15 protein-coding genes and 1 tRNA gene are annotated in these 15,582 nt (G+C 32.3%); 12 read left to right on the top strand and 4 right to left on the bottom strand.

Annotated features, from left to right (window positions below; translation table 11 throughout):
* Window positions 1-167 precede the first annotated feature (167 nt).
* The 4 genes from Q0910_RS21350 to Q0910_RS21335 all read left to right on the top strand — a co-directional run bounded on the left by Q0910_RS21350 (window position 168) and on the right by Q0910_RS21335 (window position 2,019).
* Window positions 168-569, top strand: a complete 402-nt coding sequence (locus Q0910_RS21350) for a hypothetical protein (protein ID WP_299221208.1) — start codon at window positions 168-170, stop codon at window positions 567-569.
* Between the two features lie 156 nt (window positions 570-725).
* Window positions 726-926, top strand: a complete 201-nt coding sequence (locus Q0910_RS21345; RefSeq protein WP_299221205.1) for a hypothetical protein — start codon at window positions 726-728, stop codon at window positions 924-926.
* A gap of 98 nt (window positions 927-1,024) precedes the next feature.
* The gene (locus Q0910_RS21340; protein WP_299221203.1) at window positions 1,025-1,528 is read left to right on the top strand and encodes a hypothetical protein; all 504 of its coding nucleotides are present in this window, start codon (window positions 1,025-1,027) and stop codon (window positions 1,526-1,528) included.
* A gap of 122 nt (window positions 1,529-1,650) precedes the next feature.
* Window positions 1,651-2,019, top strand: coding sequence for a hypothetical protein (locus Q0910_RS21335; protein WP_299221200.1), 369 nt, complete (start codon window positions 1,651-1,653; stop codon window positions 2,017-2,019).
* A 386-nt stretch (window positions 2,020-2,405) separates the two neighbouring features.
* Here the strand turns inward: Q0910_RS21335 and Q0910_RS21330 are convergent.
* A tRNA-Leu gene (locus Q0910_RS21330) sits at window positions 2,406-2,487 on the bottom strand.
* 156 nt (window positions 2,488-2,643) lie between these two features.
* Here Q0910_RS21330 and Q0910_RS21325 point away from each other — a divergent pair.
* The 6 genes from Q0910_RS21325 (at window position 2,644) to Q0910_RS21300 (ending at window position 9,426) form a co-directional block, all read left to right on the top strand.
* Window positions 2,644-3,585 (top strand): ribose-phosphate pyrophosphokinase, encoded by a 942-nt coding sequence (locus tag Q0910_RS21325; RefSeq protein WP_299221197.1) that lies wholly within the window; start codon window positions 2,644-2,646, stop codon window positions 3,583-3,585.
* 26 nt (window positions 3,586-3,611) lie between these two features.
* Window positions 3,612-4,235, top strand: a complete 624-nt coding sequence (locus Q0910_RS21320) for a 50S ribosomal protein L25/general stress protein Ctc (protein WP_299221193.1) — start codon at window positions 3,612-3,614, stop codon at window positions 4,233-4,235.
* A 215-nt stretch (window positions 4,236-4,450) separates the two neighbouring features.
* The gene (pth, locus tag Q0910_RS21315) at window positions 4,451-5,083 is read left to right on the top strand and encodes an aminoacyl-tRNA hydrolase (protein ID WP_299221190.1); all 633 of its coding nucleotides are present in this window, start codon (window positions 4,451-4,453) and stop codon (window positions 5,081-5,083) included.
* 209 nt (window positions 5,084-5,292) lie between these two features.
* Complete coding sequence (locus Q0910_RS21310; RefSeq protein WP_299221187.1) at window positions 5,293-6,225, top strand: bifunctional riboflavin kinase/FAD synthetase; 933 nt, start codon at window positions 5,293-5,295, stop codon at window positions 6,223-6,225.
* A complete protein-coding gene (locus Q0910_RS21305) occupies window positions 6,222-7,541 on the top strand; it encodes an HTTM domain-containing protein (protein ID WP_299221184.1) in 1,320 nt (439 codons plus the stop codon). Before Q0910_RS21310 ends, Q0910_RS21305 begins: the two co-directional genes overlap by 4 nt.
* A complete protein-coding gene (locus Q0910_RS21300; RefSeq protein ID WP_299221181.1) occupies window positions 7,528-9,426 on the top strand; it encodes a histidine kinase in 1,899 nt (632 codons plus the stop codon). Before Q0910_RS21305 ends, Q0910_RS21300 begins: the two co-directional genes overlap by 14 nt.
* A gap of 233 nt (window positions 9,427-9,659) precedes the next feature.
* Here the strand turns inward: Q0910_RS21300 and Q0910_RS21295 are convergent, their stop codons facing one another.
* On the bottom strand, window positions 9,660-10,241 hold the full coding sequence (locus Q0910_RS21295) for a M23 family metallopeptidase (protein ID WP_299221178.1): 582 nt from the start codon (window positions 10,239-10,241) through the stop codon (window positions 9,660-9,662).
* Window positions 10,242-10,483: 242 nt separating this feature from the next.
* On the bottom strand, window positions 10,484-10,726 hold the full coding sequence (locus Q0910_RS21290) for a hypothetical protein (protein ID WP_299221175.1): 243 nt from the start codon (window positions 10,724-10,726) through the stop codon (window positions 10,484-10,486).
* A 297-nt stretch (window positions 10,727-11,023) separates the two neighbouring features.
* Between Q0910_RS21290 and Q0910_RS21285 the strand changes: the two genes are divergently transcribed.
* A complete protein-coding gene (locus Q0910_RS21285) occupies window positions 11,024-11,620 on the top strand; it encodes a hypothetical protein (RefSeq protein ID WP_299221173.1) in 597 nt (198 codons plus the stop codon).
* Window position 11,621: 1 nt separating this feature from the next.
* On the top strand, window positions 11,622-12,374 hold the full coding sequence (locus tag Q0910_RS21280) for a hypothetical protein (protein ID WP_299221170.1): 753 nt from the start codon (window positions 11,622-11,624) through the stop codon (window positions 12,372-12,374).
* Here Q0910_RS21280 and Q0910_RS21275 read toward each other — a convergent pair.
* Window positions 12,354-15,497: a CHAT domain-containing tetratricopeptide repeat protein gene (locus Q0910_RS21275; RefSeq protein WP_299221167.1), complete on the bottom strand. Its 3,144-nt coding sequence runs from the start codon at window positions 15,495-15,497 to the stop codon at window positions 12,354-12,356. The genes Q0910_RS21280 and Q0910_RS21275 overlap by 21 nt on opposite strands.
* Window positions 15,498-15,582 lie beyond the last annotated feature (85 nt).

Below are 15,582 nucleotides of genomic sequence, written 5' to 3'. Positions count from 1 at the left end.
AATAGACGCTCTCCCCGTGATTGAGGGGAGTGTAACTCTCACATTCCGATAGCGGAAATGTTTTCCGTGCGAGATAAACTAAAAGTTCAATAAAACGATCGAAATAAAGGACATATATACTTTATTCCAATTTTTGTAAAACATATAAAATTAAAATCGAGAGATAAATGAAAGTTTACGGAAAGTGTAAAAGCTGTGAAATTGAAAACAAATACTCAACGAATGCTAATACCCGAGTGGAATTTGCAATGCAAGATGGAGAAACAAAGACTCTGAATTGTAAGGATTGTGGAACTGATACGGAATATCACGTTGATCAACTATACGCAAAACAATCTAAAATTGCTCAATTGATTGCTGGATTGATATTGTTTGTCGGAACGCCACTTATGTTTTTCGGAATTAACCCTGTCTTTACGGGAAGTCGGAGTCATTATGTGATTTATATTATTGGAGGTTTTTTACTCGTTCCAATTTTTGCATATGTAGTTATCAATAAACAAGATCAAACTCGTGTGAGTGATTTTAATAGACGGACACTAAAAGGTAGAGTACATAATATAACTTAATAGTACGTTTTACAATTGAGTAGCCTGATGCGACGAAAAATCATCGCATTGAGGCTCTCAAGTACGGAGTTTTGTAGTCTTCTTCCCGATAGCGGGAAACATTTTCCGTGCGGAATAGTATACTAAAAGCTCAATAAAACGATAGTAACATAGTGGATGAATGATTTAGAAAAGAGAAGGAAAAAAGTTGAAGACTGGTTAATCAAAAATCAAAACTTTATAAAATATGCAAGTTTTGAAAAAGAAATTAATTCAAAAGGCGATATCATTCAGAAATGGATAAAATATAGAAAACCATTTGCTGATAAATGGATACAACCTATTGAATTGCTAATTATAAAAATTAAAGAGCTATAGAAGTTCAATAAACCGATCTCAATAGAATTATGATATAAGCAAAATTTAATTACGTAAAATAGTTGCGTAGTTAGGAAATAGATTTGTTTAAAAAAATTATGAAACTAATTCACGAAGGCGCTTTTATAACAGAAATTATTTTCCAAGCGGAGCTTGTCTCAGAGGCTACTCAACGATTAAATGATTCTGTTGATGAATTTGATAAAGTTGCAGTTTGGTCGGCTATTCAATCTATTTTAATTTCGTCAAGTAATATTTCCAAAATTCTTTGGCCAACAAGGAAAAAATATGAAAATAGAGGTGAACATCTTAGGGAACTTCTGAAAATTGATTCGGGATGTGTTTTAAAGAGTAGAAAATTCAGGAATAAATTCGAACACTATGATAATTTATTAGATGATTTTTTTGAAGACAACAATATTTGCTCTTATAATGATTTTGTTATGAATCCATCTTTACATTCATTCGGTATGGAATCTTGTCATAGAGGATATGACTCTTACAATAATACTCTTGTTATTCATGGAGAAATTCTAGACTTAAATAGCATAATAGATACGGCAAAAGAAATAAAACTTAAGTGTAAAAACTTATTCATTTAAATAGGGTAAAAAATATTAAACCCACTAACAAAATTAAAAGTTCAAACTTATTCTATTAGTAAATCTTTGCTTTATCTATCTAGATAATATTATTTTTGATTTTAATTTTAAACTTATTAACTATGTCTAGAAATATATTTTATTTCTTTTTTATCGCAGTCATAATTTCCGGATGTAGTGAAAATTTTAAATTTTACACAAAAGTAATAAATGACGTTAATTCCAAATATAAATTTAATACTATAGAATCAGACTACTACGACCTCTCCGCTTCCTTTTATTTTATAGATGTAGCACACGATAATTTATCAATGAATGAAATGCAGTCTCTTGCCATTAACATTAATGAGTATATTATCAATAAATATCCTAAAATTGATAGTTTAAAATTCAGGAATTATATCTTTTCTGGTGCTGGAGGTTTTGAAGTAGCAGAATTTACCATAGACCAAAATAAAAAGTTAGTTAAGTCGAACAGAATGTTGGATTAAATATATGCTCAATATTTTTTTCTTGTTCGAATTTACTTAGTCCTGTATTAAACCGATTTTATTATTGTTAACTAATATTGGAAATAAATAAAAGAGATGGGAAATTATTACGATATAAATATTTTTCTTTTTCAATATTCGATAAATCTCTTTTTTTCAGTGTATTCCTCCATTGGTTCAAAACCATGGGTTTCCATTATTTGGTTAAAGAATCTGAGTAATAGCAAGGGGTGTCGTTCTTTATTAAAAACATTCCATTCCTACTCTATTTTGCCAAAATGTTGAAACTATGTTGAAACTAGCAGCAAATTAAACTATTCACACAGAAGACAAGAAACAATCAAAAACAAAATAACCCCTTGAAAATCAAAGAGTTATTTATCTTGTACTCAAGGCGGGAATCGAACCCGCACGTCTTGCGACATTGGATTTTGAATCCAACGTGTCTACCAATTCCACCACTTGAGCATTTCTAAGTAAATCGGACGGCAAAATTAAAAAAATATTTGATCACATCCATTAAATAAGTAATAAAATAAGGTAAAGAGTAGAAATAAATTTTTAAATTTGCACCTTGTTTTTAGAAAATAAGTTTTAACTCATTACAAAACAACATTTTACCCTATGCCTAATTCAATTACAGAAGCAAAATTTTTTGCATGTACTCAGAGCACAGAACTAGCAGAAAAGATCGTATCCGCATATGGGGCAAAATTAGGTAAAGTAATTACATCAACATATAGTGATGGTGAGTTTCAACCTTCTTTTGAAGAATCTGTAAGAGGATCAAGAGTCTTTATAATTGGATCAACACATCCCAGTTCTGACCACTTAATGGAAATGCTATTAATGTTGGATGCAGCAAAAAGAGCTTCAGCAAGACATATTACAGCCGTATTACCATATTACGGATGGGCACGTCAGGACAGAAAAGACAAACCAAGAGTTCCTATCGCGGCAAAATTAATTGCTAAAATGTTGGAAACTGCAGGTGCAACAAGAATTATAACTATGGATTTGCACGCAGATCAGATTCAGGGATTCTTCGAGAAACCTGTAGATCATTTATTTGCGTCAACCATATTTTTACCCTACTTACAATCGCTAAATCTGGAAGATCTTACGATAGCTTCTCCGGATATGGGTGGTTCTAAAAGAGCATATGCATATTCTAAGGCGTTACAAAGCGATGTAGTAATCTGTTATAAGCAACGTGCTAAGGCCAATGTAATTTCTCATATGGAATTGATTGGAAATGTAACCGGTAAAAACGTAGTACTTGTAGATGATATGGTAGATACTGCAGGAACACTAACCAAAGCTGCAGACCTAATGATAGAAAGAGGTGCAAAAAGTGTAAGAGCAATTTGTACACATCCTATTCTTTCTGGAAATGCTTATGAAAAATTAGAAAACTCAAAACTAGAAGAATTAATCGTTACCGATTCTATTCCTCTAAAACAAGAAAGTGAAAAGATTAGAGTGATTACTTGTGCAGATTTATTTGCAGATGTTATGAATAGAGTTCATAACAATAAGTCTATCAGCTCTAAATTTATAATGTAAATTAATAACTATTAATATATTTTAAAATGAAGTCATTAACAATCAATGCATCTCAAAGAGAAAGCGTAGGCAAGAAAGCAACAAAAGCCTTACGTAATGCTGGACAGGTACCTTGTGTTATTTACGGTGGAGACACTATTGTACACTTTGCAGCACCAGAAATTGCTTTCAAAAATTTAGTGTACACTCCAGACGTTCATACCGTGGTAATAGCGTTGGATAATGGTACTAAGATAAATGCTATCTTACAGGATATTCAATTTCATCCTGTAACTGATAGAATCTTACACATCGATTTTATTCAAATTTTTGATGACAAGCCGATCACCATTGCTCTTCCTTTCAAAACGACAGGAAATTCTAAAGGTGTTCGTAATGGTGGTGTGTTACGTTTTAACCTAAGACGTATCACAGTAAAAGGACTAGCTTCTAAATTACCAGACGTGTTAGAAGGAGATATTACCGACCTAAAAATAGGGAACAAATTATATGTTACGGATGTAGCTAGTGAGGATTTTACAATTCTACACCCAGAAAACACAGTAATTTGTATGGTGAAAACTTCTCGTACTGCTGTTGAAGATGATGACGAAGAAGAAGAAACTGAAGGAGAAGCACCAGCTGCAGAAGCACCAGCTGCTGAAGCTTAATCTTTTCTTTATAAAGAAAACAATCAAAAAGCATTCTGATTTCATTTTCAGAGTGCTTTTTTTATTTTTACAAAGATTTTGGGATGGCGTTCCCTCCGTTTCACTTCGGTCGGGCTATTCGCTGTATCTTTTTTAATTAATACCCTTCGACTTCGCTCAGGGTGCTAATTAAAAAAGGATGCCGCTGCTATCCCTTACGCAAAACCAATACATATATGCTTTCTATTTTCAGAAAATGGTTTTCAAAAAAAGAAGAAAAGGAAGAAACTCAAGAAGAACTCATGAAAAAATTTCTTGTTGTAGGTCTCGGTAATATTGGACCTAAATATCACAATACACGTCATAATATAGGATTTAGAATTCTGGATGCGTTGGCAAAAGAAGAAAGCTTGTCTTTCGAAACTGAAAAACTCGGAGACCTCACAACCTATAAACACAAGGGACGTACCATATTGTTGTTAAAACCAAACACCTACATGAATCTTAGCGGAAAAGCTGTAAGATATTGGTTAACTAAAGAAAAAGTTCCTCTAGAGAATCTTTTAGTCATTACCGATGATCTTAATCTTCCCTTTGGTTCCATTAGAGTAAAAGCAAAAGGCAGTGCAGGCGGACATAATGGACTAAAGGATATCGAGGCTCAACTCAATACCTCTAAATATTGTAGATTTAGGTTCGGTGTAGGAGCAGAATTCAGCAAAGGCAGACAAGTAGATTACGTTTTAGGAGAATGGGATTCTGAAGAAGAAGCTGCTATGCCAGAACGATTAGATAAAGGAATTGCACTGATCAAATCCTTTGCAACTGCAGGATTAGCAAATACTATGAATACCTTTAACGGAAAATAAGTAGTAGATCTCACAACATTTCCTTAATTTTATAGCTAACAATCTTTAATACATTGTCAACGTATTAAGAGTCAAACAAACCTAGATTACAATAAATGGTTTTACAAAAATCAGTCTTCTTGAAACGAAATACATCTATCGAATCGACATTAATTACAGTGCATAATAATGAATTCCTCCTGACAATCGAAAATAAATAAAGACGAAGGATGAAACGCTATACAGACGCTAAAACATATGATAACCACACACCATCGGTTGTTACCATTGGAACTTTTGATGGAGTTCATATTGGACATAAAAAAATAATTGAAAGATTGATTGAAGCTGCCAAGCGAAACAATCTGGAATCAGTAGTTCTTACCTTTTTTCCGCATCCCAGAATGGTTTTGCAAAAGGACACAAATATTAAGCTGATTAATACTATCGAAGAGCGAATCCAGATATTAGAAAAAACTGGATTGGATAGTTTAGTAATCCATCCTTTTACTAAAGAATTCTCTCGCCTTTCGGCTAAGGAGTATGTTGAAGAAATGTTAGTGAACAGACTAAATCTGCGTCACGTTATTATTGGCTACGATCATCGTTTTGGGCGTAATCGTAATTCCAATATTACCGATCTAGCCTCTTTTGGTATTCAGAATGATTTTACGGTAGAAGAAATCTCAAAACAGGACATAGATGATGTAGCTGTTAGCTCTACGAAAATTCGTGAAGCTTTACTTGACGGAGATATTATAAAGGCCAACAGGTATCTCGGATACAATTTCATGCTTACGGGAAAAATAATAAAAGGAAAAGAACTAGGACGAAAATTAGAATACCCAACAGCGAACCTACACATAGAAGAAGATTACAAACTCATTCCAAAAAAAGGAGTATACGTTGTAAAATCCCAGATCAATAATAAAACATATTTCGGGATGATGAATATTGGCAATAATCCAACCGTAAACGGAAAACATCAAACCATCGAAACCCACTTCTTTGACGCTTCATTTAACTTATACGAAAAAAAGATTCAAATCGAGATGCTCATACGCATTAGAGATGAGAAAAAATTTGACTCTATAGAAGCTTTAAAAAATGCAATGCAAGAAGATGAAGATTTTTCTAGAGAGTATATAAATTCTATGGTATGATCAATCGTTGGTTATTTACACAAATAGATAATAGTGCTTTAATCATATTTAGAGTTTTTTTTGGGTTTCTTATTACAGCAGAATCTTTTGGAGCTATTCTTACCGGTTGGGTTAGAAGAACTCTTATAGAACCTCAATTTACCTTTAACTTTATTGGTTTAGATTTCTTGCAACCGCTCCCTGGAAATGGAATGTATTACTATTTTGCCTTAATGGGTATTTTCGGAATATTTATTATGATTGGTTTTAAATACCGATGGAGCATGATAACCTATACAATCCTCTGGGCCGGTGTTTACTATATGCAAAAAGCATCCTATAACAATCATTATTATTTATTACTATTGCTATGTATTCTTATGAGTACATTACCTGCAGGGAATTACTTTTCTATGGATGTGAAGAAAAATCCGGCACTTAAGAGAATATCCATGCCTCGATGGTGTGTTCTATTTATTATCATCCAATTATGGATTGTATACACATACGCATCTGTTGCTAAATTATATCCAGATTGGTTAGATTATACCGTAGCTAGAAATTTAATGCTCTCCAGAGCAAATTACCCAATTGTTGGAGAAGTATTACAACAACATTGGGCACATGTAAGTATTACTTATTTTGGGATTTTATTCGATCTGCTAATCATCCCGTTATTACTATGGAGAAGAACCCGTCTCACGGCTTTTATCATAAGTATCTTTTTTCATCTGTTTAATTCTATTGTATTTCAGATTGGGATATTCCCATACTTATCATTAGCATTTACTGTATTTTTCTTTTCTAAAGAACGTATACATCGCATTTTTATGCCAAAAAAAGAGTTTTATACGACAAATGAATTGATTGTGCCTTCTTACAGAAAATTTTTGATCCCGGCATTGTCAATTTGGTTTTTGATTCAACTTGCTTTACCAGTCCGTCATTGGTTCATTCCCGGTGATGTTTTATGGACAGAAGAAGGTCACAAACTAAGCTGGAGAATGATGCTTCGTGGACGATCAGGATTTACTAATTTTTATATTGAGCATAAGGATAATCCAGGAAAAAGGTTAAAAATAGATAAGAATCAATACCTTTCGAAAAAACAACGCCGTTTAGTAAATACTAAACCCGATGCTATCTGGCAATTCGCTCAATTTCTTAAAGAAGAACAACTAAAGGAAGGAAAAGATATAGCAGTATATGTCCGAAGTAACGTATCTGTTAATGGTAAAAAACTAAGAGTTTTAATCGACCCTGATACAGATTTAACAAGTGTAGAATGGAATTATTTTACAACCAATCCTTGGGTAATTAAATATGATGAGGAATAGACATCTTTATATATTTATCATACTGATTTCATTTTCTGTAAATGCTCAGGAAAAGAAAGATTGGTATTCTTTTTTTGGAGAAATTCCTAATACAGTAGACAAGCACTATTACCAGGATCTAAAAACTGCCAAAACCCTTCTGGAAAAAGTGAAAATTATAGATACTATTTCCAAAATTCATATCCAGGCAGGGAATACAGATTCTATAGTACATTATGGAAGTCTCTTACAAAATAAGATTTTGGCTGAAGCTAACAAATTCCCAGAATACGACCTCTATCTTTCTAAATCTTATAATATTCTCGGTAAAGGGAAATTACAGAAAGGGCTCTATGATGATGCCATGAAGCATCATCTTGATGGTATTGCTATTTCTCACGTTTCTGAAATGAGTACAATGTACTACACCCATCAATTAGGGCTAGGTACTGTTTACCTTTATCAAAAAGAATATGATACCGCTGTATCTATATTCGAAACTATTGCAAAAAACACTCAAGATAATGAGATATTAATTTTAGCAAAAAAATCTTCAGCAGATGTATTCTTTGCTGAGAAAGATATTACGAAAGCAAAATCTAACTACCTCGAAGTACTAAATGGTTTACGAATTTATGAGAATAATAAAATCAGGTTAGAAACTCAACTAAAACTGGGTAGAATAGATATCTTAGAAGATGACCTTAGCCATGCACTACAATATTTTCGATCTGTAAAGGAGATTGCATTACAAAATAAGTTTTATGATCTCTACATAGACGCTGTTATCCAGATGGGAATTGTATATTATAATCAAGGACATCTACAAGATGCTGAAATAGTTTTATCCTCTGCATATGTGAATACTGTACAATGGAACAAACTCGAGCTACAGCGAGATGTAATTATGGTGCTTAGGAATATAAAAGTCGCAGAAAAAGATTATGAGAATGCCTATAATCTTATGACCCAATACCTCTCTATTTCTAACCAAATCCTAAAAAATCAGAACAAGGAGATTGTAAAAGACATGGAGATTAAGTATCAAACATTACAAAAAGAAAAAGAAATCTTATCTCTTAAGGAAGAACAACTACACAAAGAAAGCGAGATTAAAAGACAACGAACTATCAAAAAAGCATTTTTGATTGGTTTTCTGGTCATATTGATTCCAGTAATTGCCTTGTTATTTTTATACTTTCAGAAATTAAAAACACAAATAGCATTAAACAAATCTCAAAAAGAAGTAAACTCTCAAAAAGTGTATGGATTGATGAAAGATCAGGAGCTCAATCTGGTGAAAGCTACTATGGATGGGCAAAACAAAGAGCGTAAACGTCTGGCTAGAGAATTACACGATAGTATTGGAGGTAATCTGGCAAGTATTAAATTACAGCTTTCTTCTAATACAAGTAACAATGAAAACATACAGACTAAAATATTAAATCAGATAGACGAAACATACCATCAGGTCCGTGATTTATCTCATAACCTTGCTTCAAAAAAGTTTCAAAACAATGGAATTTCAACATTAATAAAAGAATACGTAAATAATATTGAGCAAGGTAGTAATCAAAAAATTTCTTTCAATCCTCATCCCGAAGAAAAGATTAATGAGATAGAAAACCCCTTAAAAGAAGAACTTTTCAAAATCATTCAGGAACTATTAACTAATACTTTAAAACACGCCAAAGCGGATCAAATAGATATCTACCTTAATCAATATCAGACCATACTACAGCTTCTGTTTGAGGATAATGGTATTGGTTTTAATTCAGAAAAAATAGCTGAAGGTATTGGTTTTAAGAACATCAAAAACCGCCTGCATTCCTTATCAGGTAACATGGTCATAGATTCTGCCATAGATAGAGGTACAGTAATCAATATAGAAATTCCGGTATCATAAAATGTTGCTTCTTGAGCATGGGCTTTAATCCAATCATATTAAAAAAATAAGGACCGTTCTAAAATAAAATCTTATACCAGTTCTGACTTAAAAACACTCAAATAAAACACAGGTATTTTTTGTTTAGGCAGAAAAGAAAATGCGAGCATAGCCTAAGCTACGGTTAAATTTTATTTTGATGTATAAATGAAAAAGAACAAATTTTAGTGGGTAATTTTAAATCAGAAATGGTATTATTCTCTTAACCAGGTATCAGGATCTAAATAAAACATTTTACGATTTCCCTGTATAGCTTCCGGGTCTCTTAACCACCAATAGGGAAAAGGAGTTGTGATTGCGTAATGTAAATGTGGTGGCTTACCTACAGCATTACCAGTATTGCCTACTGTTCCTAATTTGGTTCCTGACGTTACAGGCTGAAACGGAAACGCATCTACCTCATCAAGATGCGCATAATAATGAAACCGCCACTTAGGTCCGAGTACCATAACCGTCTTCCCTCCTTTACCACCTTCATACGTGTAGATTACAATTCCATAAGTAGCCGAGATCACATCAGTGCCTTTTTCTTTAAAAATATCAATACCTTTATGTGTAACAGAACTTCCCCATGGATATGCCCAAAAGGAATTATCATCCCAATCTTTAGTCGTAGCTTCTTTTATTGGAATAACCATTTTTTGCGGCAATAAAAACCCTAAACCGATGACTAACATCGGTATTAACGTAAATCTTCGAGTTCTTTTATTCCTATATAAAGAACCCATAAGGATTAAAAGTGATGTCAAAAAACGACGTGTAGTACTCGTAATCATATTTTAAATATACGGCTCTATATTTAAAATCGATAATACCCAAAACAAAAACAAGAGTTCTGAACCAGAACTCTTGTATAAAAAATTAATGCAACCAATATCTTTTAAACTAGTTTATAATACAGGCCATTAGTTTGTAGAATGACCTCATCTATTAATCCGTAGTTTTCAGACCTACTTATTACCTAATCAAAAAAATAAATTTGATTTTTCATAAGTAGAATGATTTAAAAATTGTTGAATTAATATTCAGGACAACACATTCCATTTTGAACCCTACCAAGACATCTACCACCTGGAAAAGGAGATCCATTAGATGTTCCGGCAGCAGCATAGGAGCAAACTTCTCCTCTTGAATCCACCCATTCTACAACGTAATTACTAGTACATCCACAAGCCTCAAAACCTCTTAGCATTCCTCCTGATATTTCTTTCTGTTCAGATTTACTAAGTGCTTTTCCTAAGTTTAACAAAGATTTTTTCATAAGTAATAATTTAAAAAATGATTAAGCCCCTGAACATTTTACGACACTCAAGGTTTATGTCCATTCCAATACCCTAAATTTGACTTATTCCCCTTTTGTATTACTGTCCTTTATGTTTAAAAAATCACAGGTCTACATGCTATCAATGCAAGAATTGAAAAACATAACAGGGAATTTTTACTTTTTTTTCAAATTCTTTTTTTTAATTACTTTTAGTATCTCTCTAAAACATTAGAGATTTCCATACAAAATGCTGGAACAATGAATACAAAAATTTGAAAGGAAATCACTAGCTATATGAGTGACCAGAAGTTAAAAAAGATAATAGAGGAAGCTAATCAGGGAAATGAATTAGCTTTTGATCATTTCCTTCAAGATGTATTTAAAAAACTGAAACCACAACTCTTATCTCTAACCAATTCTGAATCCGAAGTTCAAGATATTTTTATAGTTTCTATGCAAAAATTCTGGGAACGATTTATTGTAAACCAGGAACAATTACCTAAAAATAGTACTGCATATATATACACTATGTGCAAGAATGCCTGGTTGATCTCCAAACGCAATCTCTGGAATTCTTTTACTCTAAAAGATGATCTTCACCAGTTAACAGATAAAGAGCAGGTAACTAATGAGAGTACACAAGATGCTATTAATGATTTGGAACAAGAGTGGTTACAAAAAAGAGCTCTGTCAGAAGCATTAGAAAGTTTATCTCCTAAATGCAAAACACTAATGGAATCAGAAATAGATCCTGAAATAAAATTAAAAGATTTGCAACAGCAACTAGGGTTTCAGAACTATCAAGCTTTAGTACAAGCGAAATATAATTGCAAAAAGAGACTCATTAAAAAGGTTTATGAGATATTTGACCAATTAATAACATATAAGTAAGATGGAAGAAAGAGACACCAACGACATATTACTTATTGCAAGATATTTTGATCTTGATCTTTCTGAAAAAGAAATGATCGAATTCGATAAAAGAATGACACAAGAGCCTTCTTTTAAACATAAAGCAAAAAAGTATTACAACAGCAAAAACCTTGTTAATCAATCTTTTAAAAATAAAGAACAAGAACAGCGAACTATTAAATGGAAGGAACTAATTTCTGACAAACAAATCCCTTCTAAGTCTTATCAAACTTTTAAATGGATTGGAGGAATTGCGGCTATCCTTGTGGTTCTAATTTCCTCGTGGTATTATGTACATCAAACTACCCATGTTAATTTAGAAGAACTAACTGATTATGCGTGGAAGAAAAAAGTAGGTTTTGATAATTATCTCGTAAGAAATAACAACATAGAACCTTCTAAAAAAATAATCCTAGAAGCTTATAAATCTTTTGAAAAAAAAGAATACAATCTAACAATTAACGTACTTAAAAAATATAATACTTCGCAATTATATTATGAAGACGCATTACTTATACGTGCATTATCAAACCATAAAACTGGTCATACTACTATTGCACTACAAACATTGGATTCATTAGTCAATCTGCCATCAAAACGTCTTTATAAAGAGGCATTATGGTATAAAGGTCTTATCTATCTGGATATAAAAGATCTGGAATCCGCAAAAAAATACCTTGATATCCCTGATGACAAAAATTCTGAAATACGATTAAAAGAAGTTTCGAACTAATTTCTTTCTAAAAAACAATAGTATTGCTATACCACATAAACCAATAATAAAATATATCATCCAATTGGATGCTGTAGGAGCATCAATTTCTAAAGGTGAATTATCTCCCAGCACATAAAATCCTCCCCAATACAATGGATGATTCGTAAATACATCTGCGGTTTTTATATATTGAATTTTCGCTTGTTGCAATGCACTGGCTTTATCCATTCCTTTATTCAGATTCTGATAAAAATCTTTCATAATACCAGGTGTAGTTTTATCTGGAACCTCCCAACTAGTTAACAAAAGGCTCTTAGTACCAGCATACTGAAATGCAGTACCTAAACTGAGAATACCTTCACCTTTGGCTATTTTTCCTACTCCTGTATTGCAGGCAGTAAGTACTGTTAAATCAGATGGAATATTCAAGGCGTACAACTCATGACTGTATAACAAGTTATCCTCTATCGAATCTTTGACCTTAGTAAAATAAATCCTAGAATTTCCTGGATTTTTATTATCCACTTCTCCGTGTAAAGCCAAATGTAATATACTATATTGATTGGCGTTCTTCTTAAAATTTGATTCTACCGCCTCTGAACCGAAAAAATAATTTCCTTTTACAATATTCGCTATTGCTCTTATTTCATTACGCGTCCCCGGTAAGTCTTCTTTAGAGTTTCTAAACTTCTCTAACTCTAAAATATCTCCTTCTTCGATAGCATCTTTATTAGAAAAAGAAAATGCAAGACACTCTTTACGGAGTTGATTTTCTATTGCACTTCTATTTACGGAACGAAATAAAACATTCGCAGAATTGGCATAACTTATAGCAAATTCATGAAGCAAATACGGCAATTCACTCATTGTATCTTTATCTACATCAATAGTTAACATAAGATCAAAATTAAGATGCCATAGAGATTCATCTGGAACAATAATTAGATGTGTCCCTTTAAAATTCTTTCTTATGGGACTGATAAGTTCATTATACAGTTGTAATCCTTCTTTTATATACTCATCTGTGTTTTTAAGAGTAATGCTTTTTCTAAAGTTTTCTATTTTTTTATCAAGTTCAGCAATCGATAATTCTTCTACTACAGCAGTATTCTTAGTAATTACAAAAGCATATACTGTATTTTGCTCCACAAAATATTCTAAGAACGTTGTGTTCTCGTTCAATCTGTTTTGTATTTCCTCAATGGATACCACTACACTTTCATACTTCAATTGATAATACTTAGGGTAGTCTTTTTCGAGAATAGTTTTTAACGAATCTTGCTTTCTAGAAATATCGAGTATTTTATTTTCTATTGCAGAAATATTTGTATCAGAATTACTCTTTTCTGTTTTCTGTTGAGATAATTTAGATGTAGCATCTGCCTTTGCTTTTCTCAGGTTCTTTTCTAAAACCAGTAACTCTTTAGGTAAATTAGAATATCCTTTCGCATTCGCCTCATTCAACAAATCCTTTAAAAAACCAGCTTTACTTTTTTCAGAATAATTAAAAGCGTTGCTAATAGATTCGTTTGTGTTTGGATCCAACAATAACTGTGTAGAGATATTCCCAAAAAAGACATTCTTTGCATCTCGTGCGAATGTCATTTTGTCCTCCCTATTATATTGAGTACGTCTAATCATTTCTATCAATCGACTAGCTTTTTCGTAGGTAGCCGCGCTTTCTTTAAGCATTTGTACATCGTTTCCCTTCTTATGTAGTACGTTTAGTACAAATGCTTTTCGTTCTAGAGATGTCAGTAATCTTGTTGGGCTTAAAAACATATCAAACTCTCCGTGCTGTATTCCATCAATATTTTCGGTCTGTTTATTCGCTACAATTGCCTTTTCCAAATAGTCTAATGCTTTATTATACTGTTTTCTGGATATTTCGAAAGTAGCTATAAGGTTATAAGATTCGACTACATAAAAACTATGTTCTCCAAAAGTCTTTAACCGAATATCCAGTCCTTTATTCGCATATTCGAATGCTGCTTTGTGCTGGTCGATCTCGTGATATAGCTCAGCCAAATATGTATAAAAATAAGCTGTTCTAACATTATTTTCACCATAAGTTTTACGCGCTAAAACAAGTGCTTTTTTAACATATACCACGCCTTCTTCTCCTCTTATCAATAAACCCTTAAGGCTATAGGGTAAGGCAAGATTAGGAAAATCTTCACCAAAAGCTTCTAAGCATATTTTTATAGTTTTATCTAAATGAAATAGCGATTTTTCTTTGTTTTTTTGAGCATAATAAATATTTGCAATATTATAATGCATACGCACCTGATCTGGATGATCCGCTCCCAATTGCGATTCACTTAAATGAAGGGATTTTATATAATATTCCAGGGCTCTATTTTGTTCATTTTTGTAATTATACATCAACCCTATATTGTTGTATAAATCAACAAAATAAAAATTATCAGGTTTATAAATCTTGTTAGCAATGACCAAAGCTTTTTCAAGATATATTAAGGTATCATCGTATAATCCTTGTTCGTAAAAAACATTGCCTATTTGTCGATAAATTTCGGATATCTCTATAGTTTCCTCAATATCGATTTTTCTTCTAACCGCTAGTGCTTTTTCGAAATATTCTAAAGCATCTTGATACAATCCTGTATTGGTATAAATCGTTCCCAAATTAAAATAAGAGATTGCAAAATCAAGATGATCCTTTGCTAGGTTTTCTGATCGTAGCTGAAAAGCCTTATTATAATAATCTTGAGCAATTGCAAAATCAGAACCGCTAACTCTATGGTAAGCACCCAAATTATCCAAGGCCGCAGCTTTCACCTTAGCATTATCAGGTATTTTGGTTTCACTAATTGCCAATGCTTTTTCTGCATGGTATAATGTCTTTTTTAAATTGAAAGTACTAAGATAATTTTCTGATATTTTATTATGACTCTCCGCTAATTGAACCCAAGATCTAGTTTTCTCATATATCGATATTGCTTTTTGAAAAGACACAATCGATTCTTTAAAATTTCTATAATACAATAATGAATCGCCTTTTTTATAATATATACCAGCTGCGGTAGTGTCCTTGGATATTTGTGAATATCCCGTTTTGCAAATCAAGCAAATAATTGTCAAAAGAGTCCAGCTGAAAACCTGAGTGAGTTTAAGTGTCATTTGTGAGTTTTAAGAAGTAGAGTAAATGTAACTAAAATTACAAGTTCATTTTCTATTTATTAAAACCTTGCTATGTATACTTAAA

Origin of the sequence: uncultured Aquimarina sp. (assembly GCF_947495315.1) — a bacterium.
Classification (GTDB): Bacteria; Bacteroidota; Bacteroidia; order Flavobacteriales; family Flavobacteriaceae; genus Aquimarina.
The sequence above is the reverse complement of the archived record's forward strand: the minus strand, read 5'-3'. Positions and strand labels throughout refer to the sequence as shown.